Genomic DNA, 15604 nt, shown 5'->3' on the forward strand with positions numbered 1-15604 from the left:
AAGAAGGCAGTGAAAGTGGAGCCATCGGTGCGGTGCGGGCGCTCAGCTGCCGTTGAAGGTGTGAGGCATCACTGCCTGGCGGTGCGGGTCGTCGTGCGAATCCCGTCAGGGAATTGACCGTGGAGGCAGGGGTGCGCGCAGGCGCAGGTGGGCAGGCAGCGCCTGCCCGACGGGGATGGCTCCCGTCCGCCTAGATGCGCAACACGGATGTCGTGCCGGGAGGCCTGAGGGGCGGAGCGGTGGCGATGGTCTGCTGGCCGGAGTGCGGCGACGCGTGACAGTGGTCGACCGCCGGCGATGTTCCGGGAAGCGGGACGGCGAGCGCGTCGTCCGGCTGGCCGGGTGCACAGTTGTTGTGGCCGACGGCCTCGGACTCGCCGTCCTCGCGCTGGTGTTGATCGTGATCGGCGGAGGGTTCCGCCCCATGTACGGGAAGCGATGCGGTGACGCCAGCTTCCAGGTGTCCGGCGGAACTCTCGCCGTTCAGTCCGTGCGCCAACAGGAGACCGAACAGCAGCGTCGCGAGCCACACAAGACGGGTCAGCTGCGGAGCCCGCGTACGGGCTCGCGGCAGGGCTGTGGCCGTCCGGTCCGTGAGCACGGCGTGATCATAGCGAGTCCGAACGAGGCTGCACCGTCGACTCCAATGATCCTTTTTAGCGACAGGCTGAATCGACAGAGACGTAGTGTCTCGATAAAGCTGGTCAATGGCATGAGGTCCGGAAGGCGATCGGGAACCTCCGACGCATCGGGAAGGACACCGGTATGGCCGGATCCCGTTACCCCCACCACGTCCACCCCGGCTCCGGGGCGCCGCCGGAGCCCGACGACCTCTACGCCGAGCCGCCGCCCTGGGGCATCGGCCGACCGCAGCCGGCATTCCTCGCTCTCGCCGAGGCGGGTGTCATCCGGGCCAGGTGCTGGACGTCGGCTGCGGGACCGGCGAGCACGTACTCATGTGTGCCGGGCTCGGCTTGGACGCCACGGGCGTCGACCTCGCCTCCCGGGCCCTGCGCTGCCGAGGAGAAAGCCCGCGAGCGGGGTCGCACGGCGCGGTTCCTGCACGGGGACGCCCGGAAGCTGTCCGAGCTGCGGGAAACCTTCGGCACCGTGCTCGACTGCGGCCTCTTCCACATCGTCGACGCCGACGACCGCGCCGCCTATGTCGACAACCTGAGGGCCGCGATCCGCCCGGGTGGCCGGTACTTCATGCTGGGCTTAAGCGACCGGCAGCCCGGCGATTGGGGGTGCGTGCACAAGCTCACGCGTGCGGAGATCGAGGCATCGCTCACCAACGGATGGCGCATCGACTCCATCGACCCCAGCACGATCGACATCACCACGGACCCGGACGGCATCCGGGCATGGCTCGTCGCCCTGACCAGGATCTGAAGCTGTAACGGGCCGGAAAGGAACGCAATGCTGACCGCGGAAGCCCGCGTCGAGACCGAACGCGCCGGCCGCTACCTCGACCAACTCTGCCGACACGCCCAGCAGATGGGACGTCACCCTCGCTGTCGGCAGGACCCTCATGACGGCGCGGACGCGCACAGGCCCCCAGCGGTACATGACGTCGAATGGTCCGACACCGATGCGACCGTCCGCCTGAGCCTGGGCCGGTGGACCTTGTGGGCCACGCAGGACGCGCTGGTGATGCGTATCGAGGCCGACACCGAGGAGGATCTGTGACGGATGCAGGATCTCATCGCCGCACGCGTCGAGAAGATCGGCAGGCGCGACCGCCTGACGGTGGACTGGCAGCAGCTCGAAGACCCCAGCGCTCTCACTGCCACAGTCGACCCGATGCGTCTCCCGGCGGCTGCGGATGCCCCGCAGCCGAAAGGACACGGTCACGCGGGTGGAGCGTCCCGCCGATGGACGGTGAGAGCGGCCATCGGAGTCGTGGCAGTGCCGGCCGTCGCGCACCTGGTGCTGGGCGGCTCTGTGCTGGCTGCCTCGCAGTGGCTGGGTTGGGGCGTCGGTGCCGTCGTCGTGGCGGTCGTCCTCGTGAAACTCATCGGGATGGGCGGCTTCATCGTCCACCACCGGCGCAGGTGTACCCCGTGACGCGGACCCGTGCCGTCACCTGTTCGCACGCGATGGAAGAGATGCGCCCATGAGAGTCGTGGCGTTCCCGGGCGAGGAAGGTCGCGAGTCTGGCCGCATCGGTGCGGCTCTACTAGGAGACTCGTGGCAGCGGCCTCCTCATGCTCAACCTCCTGTCGGCGACCTTTATTGAAAACGAATTTCACCACGGTTAATGTGAGGGTCGGTCACGGTGCGGATGGATTCCTATGGAGGGTGAGATCCGATGGAGATCGACCACGTCGTGCTGGCTGCCCGCTCCAGAGCGGACGCCGAGGAGGTACTCAGCCGCGCCGGTCTGGGTGTCGCCCGCGGCCGGCCCATTCCAGGGCTGGGGCTGTCCAACCTCGTCGTGCCGCTGCGACATGGTCAGGTGCTGGAGATCCACTATCCGAACGGTGAGACTCCCGCGACCGGCGCCCCGCCGCTGCTGGAGTTCGACAACGAGGCACTCGCCGCGCATCCCTCGGCGCCGCTGATCCCGATGGCGTGGCTGGTGGTGGTCGAGGACGAGCAAAGGCTGCGCGAGCTCGCCGCCGCGAACGAGATGTCCGTCATCGAGGCTCCCGCGGAGGGCCCGGGCTATCCGCCCTACACGCTGGCCGGCTTCGGCCAGAACTTCGAACGGCGCTTCCTGCCCTGCCTCATCCACTGGCCGCAAGGCCCCGGTGTCCTCAGCGCCGCGCATCGCCGCCAGCCCGTTGGCGTCACGGGCATCGATGTGGCCGGCCCGGCCGACGTCATCGAAGGCTGGTGCGGTGGAAAGCCCAGCGGCCTAAAGACCGTGCCCGGCAACGCGGGTCCCCTACGGGTCGAAGTCGGCTTCGTAGACGGGGCGTCCCTCACATTGGGCCTCTCCGAGTAGGCCGGAGTTCACGTCGACGGACGGACAGGCGGAACGGCGGGTGAGCCGGGCAGCGTCCAGGGACTCCCACGGTCGCTGGCCGGTGGAATTGGCTGCCTCCCACTACTTTGCTGCTGGCTGCGCCAGTGATGACGGCAACACCGGTCGGCAACCTTCGGCGTCGGGCTGAGGAGAGAACCGCGTCAGCCGGACCGGCGCTACGACGCGAGCTGGTCTGACCTGAGCCGCCCCACGAGTGACGCCCGAAGAAGCGGACTGCCGTATGATCGGCAGCCGCCCCTCTTCGAAAGCCCAAGGCAGGACGGGCGATGAGTTCCGCCGAGTTCATGCGCTGCCGGTCCCCGGGGCGGGGAGAGAGGCTCAGCGAGTCTGCGCGCGCCGCCACGCCTGGATGCCTTCGGGCGCGGCCGGGTGACGTTCGAGCCCCACCGCCGTCAGCTCGGCGGCCAGCACCTCGTCGGAGACGACATGGCAGTCAAACTCGGCTGCCTCTTCACGAATGAGGTCGTCGCCGCGCCAGGTCCGGTAGGTCATCACCCATCGGATCAGGTCCTCACCCACGACGTCCGCCCGCGCGACGGTGTCGTAGCGGTGCCGTCCCAGCCTGCCTCCCGGCACCACCGATGGCGGGATGGCGGTTGCCGTCTGAGGGTGCTGGGACTCCATGACCAGGAGGCCGCCTGGACTGAGCGCATCGGCCCACTTGCGCCAGAGCCGAGCCCGCTGCTCGGGTGAGAAGTGCATGATCACGTTGAACAGCACAACAGCGTCCAGGGGGACGTCCACCTCGGCTTCCAGCGCGTCCTCGGGCAACACGGTCACCGTGTCCGCGGCTGCCGGCATGCGGGACAGCCGTGTCACCAGAGCGGCGCGCATGATGCGCGTCGGCTCGACCGCGAAGATCTCGCCCTCCCGCCCTACCAACGCCAGCAGCGTCTCGGTGAACACCCCTGTGCCAGGTCCGATGTCGGCAACTGTGCGGGCACCGGGCACCAGCAGCCTCAGGGCGTCCGAGAGCGAGGCCCGTACCGGCTCGGGGAAAATGACGTCGTAATAGGGCCCGTTGACGGCATAGCCGAGTCCTTGATCGGCGAGGTCGGCCTCACCCGTGGCGGTCTTTGTCATCTCTGGCCTCTCCTTAGCGAGTGGTTCATCTCGGTGCCGTCCCCGGCAGGCATCGTGGCGCGGGCGCGCAAGTACATCGCTGCCCTCCGGAACCGGCGCGCAGGAGCGAGCCAACTGTGGTCTGCCACGCGGTGCAGGTGGACGGGTTGACCGGCGCTACTGGCGACGGACTCCACGGCTTCTGCCGCCCCGTGCGTCCGTCGCAGGGGGAGGGGCAGTAGCGGAGCCACGCGGCACCCGCTGCCCCTGGAGGAAGGCGACGAGCAGCCCTGCCCGCACGGACGAGGGCTGCTCGTCGAGCTGTCACCGTCCGGCAGGCGCGGGCGCAATTGCGGGAACGCTGGGCTCATGGCGCCGGATGCGCTTCGCCAGGAGCCCGTGGCGGGGGGCCAGGCACCAAGTGAGGGCAAACAGGCCGGTGAGGACGACGACCACGGAGCCGCCGGCAGCCAGGTCGTAGGTGTAGGAGACGTACAGACCGGCCACGCTGCCCGTGCAGCCGATGAGCGAGGCCAGCAGGGTCATCGCCCACAGCCGTTCGGTGAGCATCCGGGCGGTGGCTGCGGGGGTGATGAGCAGGGCGAGGACGAGGATGTTGCCGACCGCTTCCAGGGACATCACGATCGTCGTGGTGACGACGACGTAGAGCGCCAGGTCGAGGCGGAACACCGGCAGGCCCGCGGCGCGTGCCGTTTCGCGATCGAGGCTGACGGCGACCAGTTCCTTGCCGATTGCCAGCACGGCGAGGACGAGTACGGCGCCGATGGCGGCGACGGTCCATACGTCCGACGCGCTGACCGCGAGGACCTGGCCGAAGAGGAAGGAGGACAGGTCTGTCGTCCAGCTGTCCCTGGTGGAGACCAGGACGATGCCGAGGCCGAAGGCGAAGGCGAAGAAGACACCGATGACGGTGTCCTCCTTCAGCCGCCGGTTCTGGGAGACGAAGGCGATGAGGACGGCCGTGGTGATGCCGGCCGCGGCGCCGCCGAGAAGGAGGTTGCCCTCGAAGGCGTAGGCGAGTGCGACGCCGGGGAAGGCGGAGTGGGCGACGGCGTCACCGATGAACGCCATGCCGCGCAGTACGACGTACACGCCGACGACGCCGCATACCAGGCCGATGATCGCAGCGACGGTGAAGGCCCTTTGCATGAAGGGGAGTTGCCATGGGTCGGTGAGGAACTCGATCACGCTGCGGCTCCGATCGCGCGGTCGAGGCCGAAGGCGCGCAGCATCTGGTCGGGGTCGGCGAGGATGTCGGGGCCGCCCTCGGCGACGACCGTGCGGTTGATCAGTGCCACCCGGTGGCAGGTGCGGGCGGCGGCCGCCAGGTCGTGGGTGGTCATCAGCAGCGCCTTACCTTCCGTGGCCAGTCGGCCGAACAGCTCGTTCAGCAGGTCCTGGGTGGGGACGTCGACTCCGGTGAACGGTTCGTCGAGGAGCAGGATGCGGGGGCCTGCGGCGAGGGCGCGGGCCACCAGGACCCGCTGCCGCTGGCCGCCGGAGAGCTCGCCGATCGGGCGCCGCCGCAGGTCGGCGAGTCCGGTCAGCTCCAGTGCCTCGTCCACCGCGGCCCGGTCGGCTCGGCCCGGGCGGCGCAGCCAGCCCATCTGGCGGGTGCGGCCGGTGAGGACCGCGCCGGCGATGTCGATGGGGAAGTCCCAGGCGAACTCGTGCCGTTGCGGCACGTAGCCGATGCTCCGCCCGGCGCGCCGTTCGGTCCGGCCCTCGACGGCCACATCTCCACCAGCCAACGGGACGAGCCCGAGGGCGGCGCGCAGAAGGGTCGTCTTGCCGGCGCCGTTCGGGCCGATGAGGCCCACCAGCTCGCCCGCGTCGACTGAGAGGTCGGCCTTCTCCAGGGCGATTCGCCCGCCGAGGACGACGGTCGCGCCGGTGACCCGCAGCAGCGGTTCCGCTCGGTCAGCCATGTGCGGTCCTCCTGCGCCGGGCGGCCAGGAAGGCCACGGCGCCCACGGCGGTGAGCGCGGCGGCGGCCGAGCTCAGGAGTACAGCCTGGCCGGCACCGGTGGAGGCCATCGAACCGTCGGTGTCGTCCCTCGAAGAGCCGCCCGTGGAGCCGGAGTCGGACGCGGAGCCTGCCGTGTCCGAGGAAGAGGAACCGGACGTCCCGGCCTCACCCTTGCCGGAGCCGTCGCCCGGCGTCACCGTCCCGGGGTCGGTGTCGCCGACCACGAACGTCACCGTCTCCGTGTCGGAGACCTTCGTGCCGCTGGCCAGCGTGCCGCTCATCTTGAATGTGAGCCGGTACGTCCCCTGCTTGGTGAACGCCCATCCGCCGTGCGCGTGGGTGTTGGCGGGCACGTCGAAGGAGTCAGGCACCCCGTCCTTGCTGTTGAACAGGACGTTCGCGCCCGACATGGCGTCGTACGTGTAGAGCGCGTAGGTTCCCGGACCGTCGACCTTGGTGAGGGAGAACTCCACGCCCCCCTTGGCCGCGCCCGCCTTGATGTTGTCCGTCGACCAGCCGGGCCACAGCAGCCCCTCCTGCTGCACCTGGTCGAGCAGCCACACCGGGTCGCCGCCCTTGCCGAGGAACGCGAACTCGTCGCCCGCCGGGAGGGTGTTCTTGGCGGCGGGCTTGACGTGCAGGACCACGGAGGAGGGTTCGCGCCAGGTGGGCTTCCCGGAGACCGTGCCGTCCTTGATGTGGATCTGCAGCTTGTTGTCGACGACGCGGGCGGCGAAGTCGACATGGCCCTCGTCGAGGACCTTTCTGTCGGACACGACATCGGTGGCAGCGGTCGTGGCGGCCAGGGCGGTGCGCCGCTCGATCTCGGCCGCCTCCGTCACGGCCTTCCCGGCTGCCGTCGGGATCTGCGCCTTCTCAGCTGCTTCCTCGGTGGGGGTCTCCTCAGCAGCCGGCTCGTTGCCGGGCGCGTCCTCCCCGCCCGCACTGTCCCCGACCACGACCGTGTACACGGTCCCGACGGACAGTTCCCGCCCGTCCGCGGCCGTGGCCTCGGCGGTGAAGATGACCCGGTACGTGCCCTCCTCACTGAACTGCCAGCGTGTGCCGCCCTGCTGACCTACCGGCAGGTCATACGCGTCGGGCCGATCGTCCGCACTGTCGAACAGCAGCGCGTCCTCAGCTCCATCGGCCCTCTCGTCCTCGTCCGAGTACACCTTGAGGTCACCGGGGCCGTCGAGCCCGGTGAGTGCCCACCGCACGGTGTCCCCTGACAGCGCGCCCTCGGGTACGCCGGTGGTGTCCCACCCGGGAGCCGAGGCGTCTGCCACGTCCGCGCTGCCGACCTCGATCACATGGGCGCCGTCGGCCGGATCGAGGGTCAGAACCCAGTCCGTGTAGGCGATCCGGCCGAGTCCGGACCCTGCCGCACGCACCGTGCCGTCGTCCGCGACGGCGACGCCGCCCCCGGCCAGGGTTGCCGCGAGCACCACCGCCACGGCGACTCGCTGAACTCTGTGCATGCCCCTCATCAGGCGCCCCTCCCCAGGCACTTGGCGAGCTCGGTCGCGTTGTGCCGCATCATCGATACGTAGTCGTGGACGTTGTCGTCGAACGAGTCGCCGTAGATCGTGCAGATGCCGACGCCCTCGTCCTCGGCGACCCGGCGCAGGACGTCGGCGCGCGCAGCCAGGTTCGGCTCGAGGAACACGGACGGGACCTTCTTCTCCCTGATGGTGTCGCCGAGCTCCTCGACCTCAGCCGCGCTCGGCTCCTGGTTGGGCACCGGCACGACGAAGCCCGCGATCTCCATGCCGTACGCCTTCGCGAGGTAGCCGAAGGCGTCGTGGGTGGTGATCAGCTTGCGGTTCTGCTCCGGCACGGTGGCGAGCTTCTCGGCGACCTCCTCGTCGAGGGCGCCGAGCGTCTTCAGATAGGCGGCGGCGTTCTTCTCGTACGTCGCCTTCCCGTCCGGGTCCGCCTTGATCAGCTCGGCTTCGATCCGCCGGACGTAGGCCGCCGCGTTGGCGACGTCCGCCCAGGCGTGCGGGTCCATGTCGCCGTGCACGTGCTTGCCGATCACGGCCTGCGGCAGTACCCACAGCTCGTCGCCGGGCTTGCCGAGGAAGCCGTACGGCTCCTCCTTCGGCACCGCCTCCTTCGCCCGGTCGGGAACGTTCAGCACCACCTCGTCCGCCGGGAGACGCTCAGGCTCACCGCTCTTGTCGTCATCGGCGCGGACGTACACCTTCCCGGTCTCGGCGTTGAGCGCGACGTCGGCGTGCCCGCCGTCGAGGACTCTGGCTCGCTCCGGCGTCTCGGTGTCGTCGCCGACGGTGAAGGTGAAGGTGCCGCTGCTGATCTCTTCGGTCTTGCCGTCGAGGGTCTCGGTCTGTCCCTGGACGGTCAGCCGGTACGTTCCGGGCTTGCTGAAGGCCCAGTTGACGTGGGTGTGTGCCTCAGGGGGCAGGGTGAAGGAGTCTGCGTCGTCGAGGCCGTCGGCGGAGTCGATGTAGGCCTTGGGCTTGCCGAGCGTGTCGGTGAGATACACGCGCAGCTCGCCGGGCCCCTCCAACTTCGTCGCAGTCGTACGGACCTGGGAGCCGTCTCCAGCGACCTCGCCCTCGACGGCCCAGCCGAGCCACAGCACGTCGAGCCCGAGGTCCTCCTCCAGCTTGATGACCGTGCCGCCGTACTGCTCCAGCTTCTCGGCGATCTCGATCTTCGGGGCGGACTTACGGGCGTTGGTGTGGATCATCTTCGTGATCCCGGGCTCTTCGAGCAGCAGCCCGTTGCTGAACACGACGTCGGCCTTGGCGACCTTGGCGGCGTCGCCGGGGCTGGGCTCGTAGGAGTGCGGGTCGCCGTGGTGCGGCACGATCGAGGTGACGTCGACGCGGTCGCCGCCGACCTGCTCGACCAGGTCGGCGATGATCCCGGTGGTCGTCGACACCCTCAACTCGGCATCCGATGACCCGGCTTGAAGCCCGCTGCACCCGGACAGTAACGCGCTCGCCGCGATCAGCACGGCGACGGTAGTGGTGGGTTTGGGGTGGCCCCACATGGGGCTCCTCCTTCTCTTCAACACGACAATGCCGCGTACGACGGACCGGGTGGCTGCCATGCGCCGGTCCGTCGTACGCGGAGCTTTCACTGAGCGGTACGGCGACGTCGTACGACGAACACCGCGACGCCGCCCAGCAGCAGGGCGGTCACGGCGATGCCCGCGATCACACCGACCTGCGCGCCGGTGGAGGCCAGGCCGCCGGCCGTCGAGGTTCCACTGCTGCCGCTGGCTCCGGTCGAGGAACTTCCGCCGGTTGTCCCAGAGGAGCTGGAGCCAGGAGCGGTTGCCGAAGCCGAGGCGCTGGGCGAGTCGGCCGGGCTGGCGGTAGCGGTCGGCGTCTGCGAGGCCGACGCCGACGGGGTCGCCGTCGGCGTCGCCGTTGGCTCGTTGCCCTCACCCGGCGTCACGGTCGACGGATCGGTGTCGTCCCCGACCACCCAGGCGATGGTCTCCGTGTCGCTGACCTTCGTTCCGTCGGCGAGGGTCGCGCTGACGGTGAAAGTGGTGCGGTAGACGCCCTCGGCGCCGAAGACCCAGTCGAAGTGGCTGTGCGTGCCCGCACCGAGGGTGTGGGCGTCGGGCAGACCGTCACCGCTGTTGAGCGAGACGACCGGGTCGCCCATCGCGCCGTTGTGGAACATCGCGATGTTTCCGGGGCCCTGTACGGAGTCCAGCCGGAAGGAGACGCGGCCGTCGAGGTCGGCCTTGGCGAACTCCGTGGTGTTCCAGCCCGGCCACACGATGCCGGCGTTCTGCTGCAGAGGCAGCCACCACACCGCGTCGCCCGGGGTGCCGAGGAAGCCGTATCCCTGCGGGATCTTCCGCTTGGCGGCGGGCCGTACGTGCATGACGACCTGGCCCGGCTCGTACCACTTGTGGTTGAGCTCGGTACCCTCCTTGATCTGGAACTCCAGGTCACCGTCTGCCGGACGGGCCGCCAGGTCGACGTGACCTTCGGCGATGACATGCGCCGCCGGGGTAGTGGGCGACGGGCTCGCGGTCGCCGAGCCGGTGGGCGAATCGGTCGGGGAAGCCGTCGGAGTGGAGCCGTCACCGGGCAGGACGTCGGCCGGGTCGACGTCGTCGCCGACGACCACGGCGAGGGTCTCGGTGTCCGAGGAGCCGCCGCTCGATACGGTGAAGGTGAGCCGGTAGACGCCCTCCGCAGTGAACTGCCAGATGGGCAGCAGCCGTTCCTCGTCGCGCGGCAGCGTGAAGGTGCGCTGGACGGAGGCGACACTGCCGAGGTACGGGATCGCCGGAGCGTCCGCGTTGTCCATCTCTCGGGTGTAGGCGGCCATGCCGAAGTCCCCGGGACCTTCGTACCCGGACAGCGTGACCTCGGTGTCGTCTCCCGCCGCGGAGCCGTTCCAGCCCGGCTCCGGCGCGAAGATGTTCTCCGCCTCCCAGCCGTTGAGCTGCCAGGAGTCCATGTTGGTCGTGCCGAGCGCCGTGGCCACCGGGTCGGCGGTGTACTGCAGGGAGGACGCCGGGGCGTGCAGCACGACCTGGGACGGCTCACGCACGACCGCCGCGTCGCCACTGCGGTCGTCGATCTGCAACTCGAGCTTTCCGTCGGCCAGTCGGGGCGTGAGATCGAGCTCGCCCTCGTCGAGGACGACGGCACCACCGGCGGCGCGGGCAGGCCCGCTGCCGCCGGCGGTGGCCAGCCCTGCCGCGCCCAGGAGCACCGCGGTCGCCGCGAGGAGCGCCGCACTTGTGAAGGCGCGTCTGCCGCGCGTCAGGGCCCGCATCACGAGCTGACGACGACGGTGTAGGTCTCGGTGGCGGACTCCTTGAGAGCACCGTTGACCGTGCCGGAGACCTTGAACTTCAGTACGTAGGTTCCGGCCTCTTCGAAGGCCCAGTTGGCGTGGTTGTGGGTGGCGACGCCGAAGCTCCTGGACTTGAAGCTGGTGGTGGCGGTGTTGCTGTCGAACCAGCGGCTTCCACTGCCCGCGTAGATGCTGAAGTCCTCGGTGACCGCGCCGTTGCGAGTGGCGCTGACCAGGGTGTACGTGACGGTGTTGTTGGCGAAGACGCCGGTGGTGAGGTGCTCGGTGGAGATGCCGGGGAAGAGCACCCCGGCGGCGTCGGCCTCGGCCTCGGTGTCGGGCAGCAGCCAGATCTGGCTGCCGGAGCCGAGGAAGCCGTAGCCCGGGTTGGCGACCTTCGCGGCCGCCGGCACCGACAGGGTCACGTCGGCGGGCTCGTACTCGGTGGCGGTCTCCTCGTCGTGGACGTGGAGGTGCAGGGCGGCGCCGTCCCACTCGGCGTCGAGGACGTCGACGTGGCCGCTGCTCAGGGTGGTGGCGGCGAAGGCGGAGGTGTTGAGACCGGCCGTGGCGAGCGCGGCGGCGGCGATGCCGGTGACGGTCAGCAGGCGTCTGCGGGTACGCAAAAGGAACCCCCCATGGGTCATGTTCATGCCCCCTCGGGCACGAGTAAGACGATAATCGTTTTCATAAAGGGTGTGCAATGAGATTGCTGAGATGCTCGGGACATGAACGGCCGAGCGTGACTAGGGGAGCCGGAGCGAAGCCCGACCGGACGCGGGACTGAGGAAGCACACGCGCTGAACGAGGCGTTCACCGGCGGACGAGTGTCAACGCCTCTTACAGTGCGGGCAGCCGTGCTCGTTCAGCGACAATTTCGCTCTTGAGGCGGGACAGCGGACGGCAGGAGCGAAGGTGCGAGCGTTGGTCAGCCGGGCTCGGGAGCGGTTCGTCCGGTTCCCCACTGCCGGGTCCGGTAGGTGCCCACCAGTCGGCAGACGATGTAGATCGTGAAGGAGATGGTGGTGACGTAGGGGCTGATCGGGATGCTGCTGCCCAGGGCCAGCAGGATCCCGCCCTCGATGGAGAGCACCGCGAACACCACGCTCAGCACGGGCAGCAGCACAGGTGAGGCCGTGACCCGGGCAGCGGCGGCCGCCGGGGTGACGAGGAGGGTGAGGACCAGCAGCGCCCCGACGATCTGCACGGACAGCGCGACCGCGAGGCCCAGCACGATCATGAAGGCGAACGAGAGTCCGCGGACCGGCACACCTCGTGCCTCGGCCACGTCCGGGTCGGCGCTGGCGAAGGTGAGCGGTCGCCACATGGCCGCCAGCGCCACGAGTACCACGGCCGACGTGCCGAGCAGCCAGGACATCTGGGGGGTGTCGACGGCGACGATCTGCCCGGTGAGGAGGCCGAACTTGTTCGCCGCCCGGCCCTTGTACAGGGCGAGGAACAGCACGCCGAGACCGAGGCCGAACGGCATGAGTGTGCCGATCACCGAGTTGCGGTCCCGGGCGCGCGCCCCGAGCAGCCCGATCGCCCCGGCTGCGATCAGTGAGCCGACGATCGAGCCGCCCACGATGTTCACGCCGATCAGCAGCGCGGCCGAGGCGCCGGCGAAGGGCAGTTCGCTGATCCCGTGTACCGCGAAGGGCAGGTCCCACCTGCCGAGCGACACCGCCGCACGCCTGCGCGCCGCACCGCTGGAGGAACGGCGCGTGCGCTGACCCGCACGCTGTCGGTCTGGCGAGTCGGATCTGCAGGCCGGGCTGCACCGGCTGGCGTCGAAGCATTCGACCGGGCCTGGCCCTCCATGTCGCGGATGGCCGATGTCTCTCGCTCGACGGTCTGACTTTCTTCCCCTGGAAACTCATCTGTCTCCTTCCGCCAGGTCGGGCCCCTCGCGCACTCAGCTACACATGAGCTATCGTTCATATGGAGATGGATTTCATTTTCATCTCTTCCCTGATTCGTCACTGGGGGTGAACGTTGGTGTGAGCGACCCGATGACCCAACAGCGGCCCACCCGGCAGCGATCGGCCCTTGTGAAAGCACTCGCGAACTGTCGCGACTTCGTCTCCGAGCAGGACCTGTATGCGCGCATGACCGCCGACGGCACACGGATCGGTCTGACCACCGTTTACCGAGGCTTGCGTGACCTGGAGGCCGCGGACGCGGTCGATGTCATCCAAGCCAGCGCCGGTGAACGGCTTTACCGGTGGCGGCCCACCGATGAACACCGCCACTACCTGATCTGCCGCGCCTGCGGCAGCAGTCGGCCGGTGGATTCCGAGGTCGTCGAGGAGTGGGCCGGACGGATCGCCTCCGACTCCGGCTTCGCCGCGGTGGAGCACACCGTCGAACTCACCGGCGTCTGCGCCGGCTGCCAACCCGCCACCGAGTGAGGAGAACTGCCGCCATGCCCCTGGGATTCGGCCCGGGAAACCCCGCCGCACCGAGCCCGCATCTGCGCGAGCTGAAGGAGACCGTACGCACCCTGCTGGACCTCGACGACGACACCACCGTCATGATCCGCCAGCTCGCCTGCACCGAACCGGGCTGCCCGCCCCTGGAGACGGTCGTCGCCGTCCTGCCGATGAACGGCAAGGCCCGCCGCTGGACCCTGCACCAACCCACCGACGAGATCACCGAGGACGACCTCAAGGCCGCCCTGCTCACCACCGCACCCGAAGGAGCCCACTCCGCATGACCGATTCCGCCGCGCCTGTCGACGGCCGCGTCCCCGTCACCGTCCTGACCGGCTTTCTCGGCTCGGGCAAGACAACCCTCCTCAACCGCATCCTCACCGAGCACCACGGACTCCGTATCGCCGTCATCGAGAACGAGTTCGGCGAGATCGGCATCGACGACGCCCTCGTCCTCGACGCCGAGGAAGAGATCTTCGAGATGAACAACGGCTGCATCTGCTGCACCGTCCGAGGAGATCTCATCCGCATCCTCGGTGCCCTGATGCGCCGCCGGGAGAAGTTCGACCACATCCTCATCGAGACCACCGGCCTGGCCGACCCGGCCCCCGTCGCGCAGACCTTCTTCATGGACGACGAGATCGCCGCCCAACTGCGCCTGGACGCCATCATCACCCTCGTCGACGCCGCCCATGTCCTCCAGCACCTCGACGAGGTCAAGCCGGAAGGCGTGGAGAACGAGGCGGTCGAGCAGATCGCCTTCGCCGACCGCATCGTGCTCAATAAGACCGACCTGGTGGACGAGACCACCATCGCCGAGGTCGAGGCCCGGGTGAAGGCCATCAATGCACCCGTGCAGATCCTGCGCGCCCGCAACGCCGAGGTCGACCTGAAGCAGATCCTCGACGTCGGCGCCTTCGACCTCGACCGGGTCCTGAAGGACGACCCGTCCTTCCTCACCGAGACCGAGCACCAGCACGACACCACCGTCACCTCCGTCGGCATCGAACTCGACGGCGAGGTCGACGACGCCCGCCTCAACGCCTGGCTCGGCAACCTGCTGCGTACCAAGGGCGCCGACATCTTCCGCTCCAAGGGCATCCTCGCCATTGCCGGTTCGGGCAGGCAGTACGTCTTCCAGGGCGTGCACATGCTGCTCATGGGCGAAGAGGGCGCCCAGTGGCGAACCGACGAGCCGCGCCGCAACCGGCTGGTCTTCATCGGCCGCAACCTCGACCGCGACGAGTTGGAGCGCGGCTTCGCCGACTGCCTGGCCACGGCGGGAGCGGCCGCGTGAGCATCACCGCACCCGACCAGGCCCTGACCGTCGCCTGGGAGATCACCATCGACGACGCACCCGTCGCGCTCAGCGCCCGCGGCGACCTCGTGGCCGTCGCAGGAGCCGAGGGCACGGTACGAGTCCTCGATGCCGCGATGGGCGCCGAGATGGGCGCACTCGACCTGCCCGGCGGCGCCCTGAAGGCCCAACTCTCCCCCAATGCCCGGCACTTGGCGGTCACCGGCCCCATGGGGTACGCGCTGTGGCGCCGCTCGGACGGCCGCACGGTCGTGCGCGAATCCGGCGCCTGGTCCTCCTCTGCCGCCTGGGCCAACGACGAACGGGCGGCCATCGCCTCCGGGCGCACAGCGGTCGTACTCGACGCGGACGGCGAGGAGTTGTGGCATACGGAGCCCGCTGCGTCCACCGTCACCGACCTCGCCTGGCTGCGCCGGGGGCGGCGGCTGGCCGTTGCGGCATACGGGGCGGTGCGAGGCCACGAGAGGCACACCGCGCAGCCCGTCGTCACCTATCCCTACATCGGCTCGCACCTCGCGCTCGCCGTGGCCCCGACCGAGAAGTGGATCTGCAGCGGCAACCAGGACGCCTCCATCCATATCTGGCGCACCCGGGACGGAAGCGAACTGACCATGTCCGGCTATCCGGAGAAGGTTTCCCGCCTCGCCTTCGACGACACCGGCTTCTGGCTCGCCGCCGACGGCGCCCCCGACTTGACCGTCTGGGACTTCTCCGGCAAGGGCCCCGCCGGCACCGCACCCCGCCAGCTCCGCTGTCACGAGACGATCACCGCGCTCGCCTGGCGGCCCGGCCCTGCCGGACACCTCGCCAGTGGCGGCCACGACGGCACGGTCGCGCTGTGGTACGCCACCGCCGGACAGCCAGCCAACCGGCTACGCCCCGTGCGCACACTGGACGACGTCGACTCCGCGGTCGCCGACCTGGCCTGGGCCGGACCGCACCTGCTGATCACCGCCCACCGCGACGGACGCGTCCGGGCCTACGGCCTGCCCTCGCGGACAGCACTGTGA

At 69.5% G+C, this 15604-nt stretch carries 17 protein-coding genes; 8 read left to right on the forward strand and 9 right to left on the reverse strand.

Going from position 1 to position 15604, the window contains the following annotated elements; translation table 11 throughout:
- Positions 1-190 precede the first annotated feature (190 nt).
- The gene (locus ACIBAG_RS25710) at positions 191-601 is read right to left on the reverse strand and encodes a hypothetical protein (RefSeq protein ID WP_399107895.1); all 411 of its coding nucleotides are present in this window, start codon (positions 599-601) and stop codon (positions 191-193) included.
- Between the two features lie 164 nt (positions 602-765).
- Between ACIBAG_RS25710 and ACIBAG_RS25715 the strand changes: the two genes are divergently transcribed.
- The 4 genes from ACIBAG_RS25715 to ACIBAG_RS25730 all read left to right on the forward strand — a co-directional run bounded on the left by ACIBAG_RS25715 (position 766) and on the right by ACIBAG_RS25730 (position 2950).
- Positions 766-1392 carry a methyltransferase domain-containing protein gene (locus tag ACIBAG_RS25715; protein WP_399107897.1) on the forward strand — a complete coding sequence of 209 codons (627 nt, stop codon included), beginning with the start codon at positions 766-768 and terminating at the stop codon, positions 1390-1392.
- Positions 1393-1419: 27 nt separating this feature from the next.
- Positions 1420-1689 (forward strand): DUF2218 domain-containing protein, encoded by a 270-nt coding sequence (locus ACIBAG_RS25720; RefSeq protein ID WP_399107899.1) that lies wholly within the window; start codon positions 1420-1422, stop codon positions 1687-1689.
- A 3-nt stretch (positions 1690-1692) separates the two neighbouring features.
- Positions 1693-2067 carry a hypothetical protein gene (locus ACIBAG_RS25725; RefSeq protein ID WP_399107900.1) on the forward strand — a complete coding sequence of 125 codons (375 nt, stop codon included), beginning with the start codon at positions 1693-1695 and terminating at the stop codon, positions 2065-2067.
- 244 nt (positions 2068-2311) lie between these two features.
- Positions 2312-2950 (forward strand): VOC family protein, encoded by a 639-nt coding sequence (locus ACIBAG_RS25730; RefSeq protein ID WP_399107901.1) that lies wholly within the window; start codon positions 2312-2314, stop codon positions 2948-2950.
- A 360-nt stretch (positions 2951-3310) separates the two neighbouring features.
- Here the strand turns inward: ACIBAG_RS25730 and ACIBAG_RS25735 are convergent, their stop codons facing one another.
- From ACIBAG_RS25735 to ACIBAG_RS25770, 8 genes are all read right to left on the reverse strand, one after another.
- Positions 3311-4075 carry a class I SAM-dependent methyltransferase gene (locus ACIBAG_RS25735; RefSeq protein WP_399107902.1) on the reverse strand — a complete coding sequence of 255 codons (765 nt, stop codon included), beginning with the start codon at positions 4073-4075 and terminating at the stop codon, positions 3311-3313.
- 303 nt (positions 4076-4378) lie between these two features.
- Entirely contained in the window at positions 4379-5263 is an 885-nt protein-coding gene (locus ACIBAG_RS25740) for an anchored repeat-type ABC transporter permease subunit (RefSeq protein WP_399107904.1), read from the reverse strand.
- Complete coding sequence (locus ACIBAG_RS25745) at positions 5260-6003, reverse strand: anchored repeat-type ABC transporter ATP-binding subunit (RefSeq protein WP_399107905.1); 744 nt, start codon at positions 6001-6003, stop codon at positions 5260-5262. Before ACIBAG_RS25745 ends, ACIBAG_RS25740 begins: the two co-directional genes overlap by 4 nt.
- Positions 5996-7525: a TIGR03773 family transporter-associated surface protein gene (locus ACIBAG_RS25750; RefSeq protein WP_399107907.1), complete on the reverse strand. Its 1530-nt coding sequence runs from the start codon at positions 7523-7525 to the stop codon at positions 5996-5998. The genes ACIBAG_RS25745 and ACIBAG_RS25750 overlap by 8 nt, the downstream gene beginning before the upstream one ends.
- A gap of 8 nt (positions 7526-7533) precedes the next feature.
- On the reverse strand, positions 7534-9066 hold the full coding sequence (locus ACIBAG_RS25755; RefSeq protein ID WP_399107909.1) for an anchored repeat ABC transporter, substrate-binding protein: 1533 nt from the start codon (positions 9064-9066) through the stop codon (positions 7534-7536).
- An 86-nt stretch (positions 9067-9152) separates the two neighbouring features.
- Positions 9153-10823: a choice-of-anchor M domain-containing protein gene (locus ACIBAG_RS25760; RefSeq protein WP_399108310.1), complete on the reverse strand. Its 1671-nt coding sequence runs from the start codon at positions 10821-10823 to the stop codon at positions 9153-9155.
- Entirely contained in the window at positions 10823-11491 is a 669-nt protein-coding gene (locus ACIBAG_RS25765) for a choice-of-anchor M domain-containing protein (protein WP_399107911.1), read from the reverse strand. The genes ACIBAG_RS25760 and ACIBAG_RS25765 overlap by 1 nt, the downstream gene beginning before the upstream one ends.
- Before the next feature lie 281 nt (positions 11492-11772).
- Positions 11773-12528, reverse strand: coding sequence for a metal ABC transporter permease (locus ACIBAG_RS25770; RefSeq protein WP_399107913.1), 756 nt, complete (start codon positions 12526-12528; stop codon positions 11773-11775).
- Between the two features lie 316 nt (positions 12529-12844).
- Here ACIBAG_RS25770 and ACIBAG_RS25775 point away from each other — a divergent pair, with 316 nt between their 5' ends.
- The 4 genes from ACIBAG_RS25775 to ACIBAG_RS25790 are packed head-to-tail and all read left to right on the forward strand — an operon-like array spanning position 12845 to position 15604.
- Positions 12845-13255: a Fur family transcriptional regulator gene (locus ACIBAG_RS25775; protein ID WP_399107915.1), complete on the forward strand. Its 411-nt coding sequence runs from the start codon at positions 12845-12847 to the stop codon at positions 13253-13255.
- A 14-nt stretch (positions 13256-13269) separates the two neighbouring features.
- A complete protein-coding gene (locus ACIBAG_RS25780) occupies positions 13270-13560 on the forward strand; it encodes a hypothetical protein (RefSeq protein WP_399107917.1) in 291 nt (96 codons plus the stop codon).
- Positions 13557-14573 carry a CobW family GTP-binding protein gene (locus ACIBAG_RS25785; RefSeq protein ID WP_399107918.1) on the forward strand — a complete coding sequence of 339 codons (1017 nt, stop codon included), beginning with the start codon at positions 13557-13559 and terminating at the stop codon, positions 14571-14573. Before ACIBAG_RS25780 ends, ACIBAG_RS25785 begins: the two co-directional genes overlap by 4 nt.
- Positions 14570-15604: a WD40 repeat domain-containing protein gene (locus ACIBAG_RS25790; protein WP_399107920.1), complete on the forward strand. Its 1035-nt coding sequence runs from the start codon at positions 14570-14572 to the stop codon at positions 15602-15604. Before ACIBAG_RS25785 ends, ACIBAG_RS25790 begins: the two co-directional genes overlap by 4 nt.

The organism is Streptomyces sp. NPDC051243 (assembly GCF_044455405.1).
In the GTDB taxonomy this organism is placed as follows: domain Bacteria; phylum Actinomycetota; class Actinomycetes; order Streptomycetales; family Streptomycetaceae; genus Streptomyces.

Excerpts from the sequence above, each read along its gene's own strand:
- ACIBAG_RS25780 (WP_399107917.1), top strand. The coding sequence starts at position 13,270 with ATGCCCCTGGGATTCGGCCCGGGAAACCCCGCCGCACCGAGCCCGCAT.
- ACIBAG_RS25765 (WP_399107911.1), bottom strand. The coding sequence starts at position 11,491 with ATGACCCATGGGGGGTTCCTTTTGCGTACCCGCAGACGCCTGCTGACC.
- ACIBAG_RS25725 (WP_399107900.1), top strand. The coding sequence starts at position 1,693 with ATGCAGGATCTCATCGCCGCACGCGTCGAGAAGATCGGCAGGCGCGAC.
- ACIBAG_RS25760 (WP_399108310.1), bottom strand. The coding sequence starts at position 10,823 with ATGCGGGCCCTGACGCGCGGCAGACGCGCCTTCACAAGTGCGGCGCTC.
- ACIBAG_RS25735 (WP_399107902.1), bottom strand. The coding sequence starts at position 4,075 with ATGACAAAGACCGCCACGGGTGAGGCCGACCTCGCCGATCAAGGACTC.
- ACIBAG_RS25745 (WP_399107905.1), bottom strand. The coding sequence starts at position 6,003 with ATGGCTGACCGAGCGGAACCGCTGCTGCGGGTCACCGGCGCGACCGTC.
- ACIBAG_RS25730 (WP_399107901.1), top strand. The coding sequence starts at position 2,312 with ATGGAGATCGACCACGTCGTGCTGGCTGCCCGCTCCAGAGCGGACGCC.
- ACIBAG_RS25720 (WP_399107899.1), top strand. The coding sequence starts at position 1,420 with ATGCTGACCGCGGAAGCCCGCGTCGAGACCGAACGCGCCGGCCGCTAC.
- ACIBAG_RS25750 (WP_399107907.1), bottom strand. The coding sequence starts at position 7,525 with ATGCACAGAGTTCAGCGAGTCGCCGTGGCGGTGGTGCTCGCGGCAACC.
- ACIBAG_RS25755 (WP_399107909.1), bottom strand. The coding sequence starts at position 9,066 with ATGTGGGGCCACCCCAAACCCACCACTACCGTCGCCGTGCTGATCGCG.
- ACIBAG_RS25715 (WP_399107897.1), top strand. The coding sequence starts at position 766 with ATGGCCGGATCCCGTTACCCCCACCACGTCCACCCCGGCTCCGGGGCG.
- ACIBAG_RS25785 (WP_399107918.1), top strand. The coding sequence starts at position 13,557 with ATGACCGATTCCGCCGCGCCTGTCGACGGCCGCGTCCCCGTCACCGTC.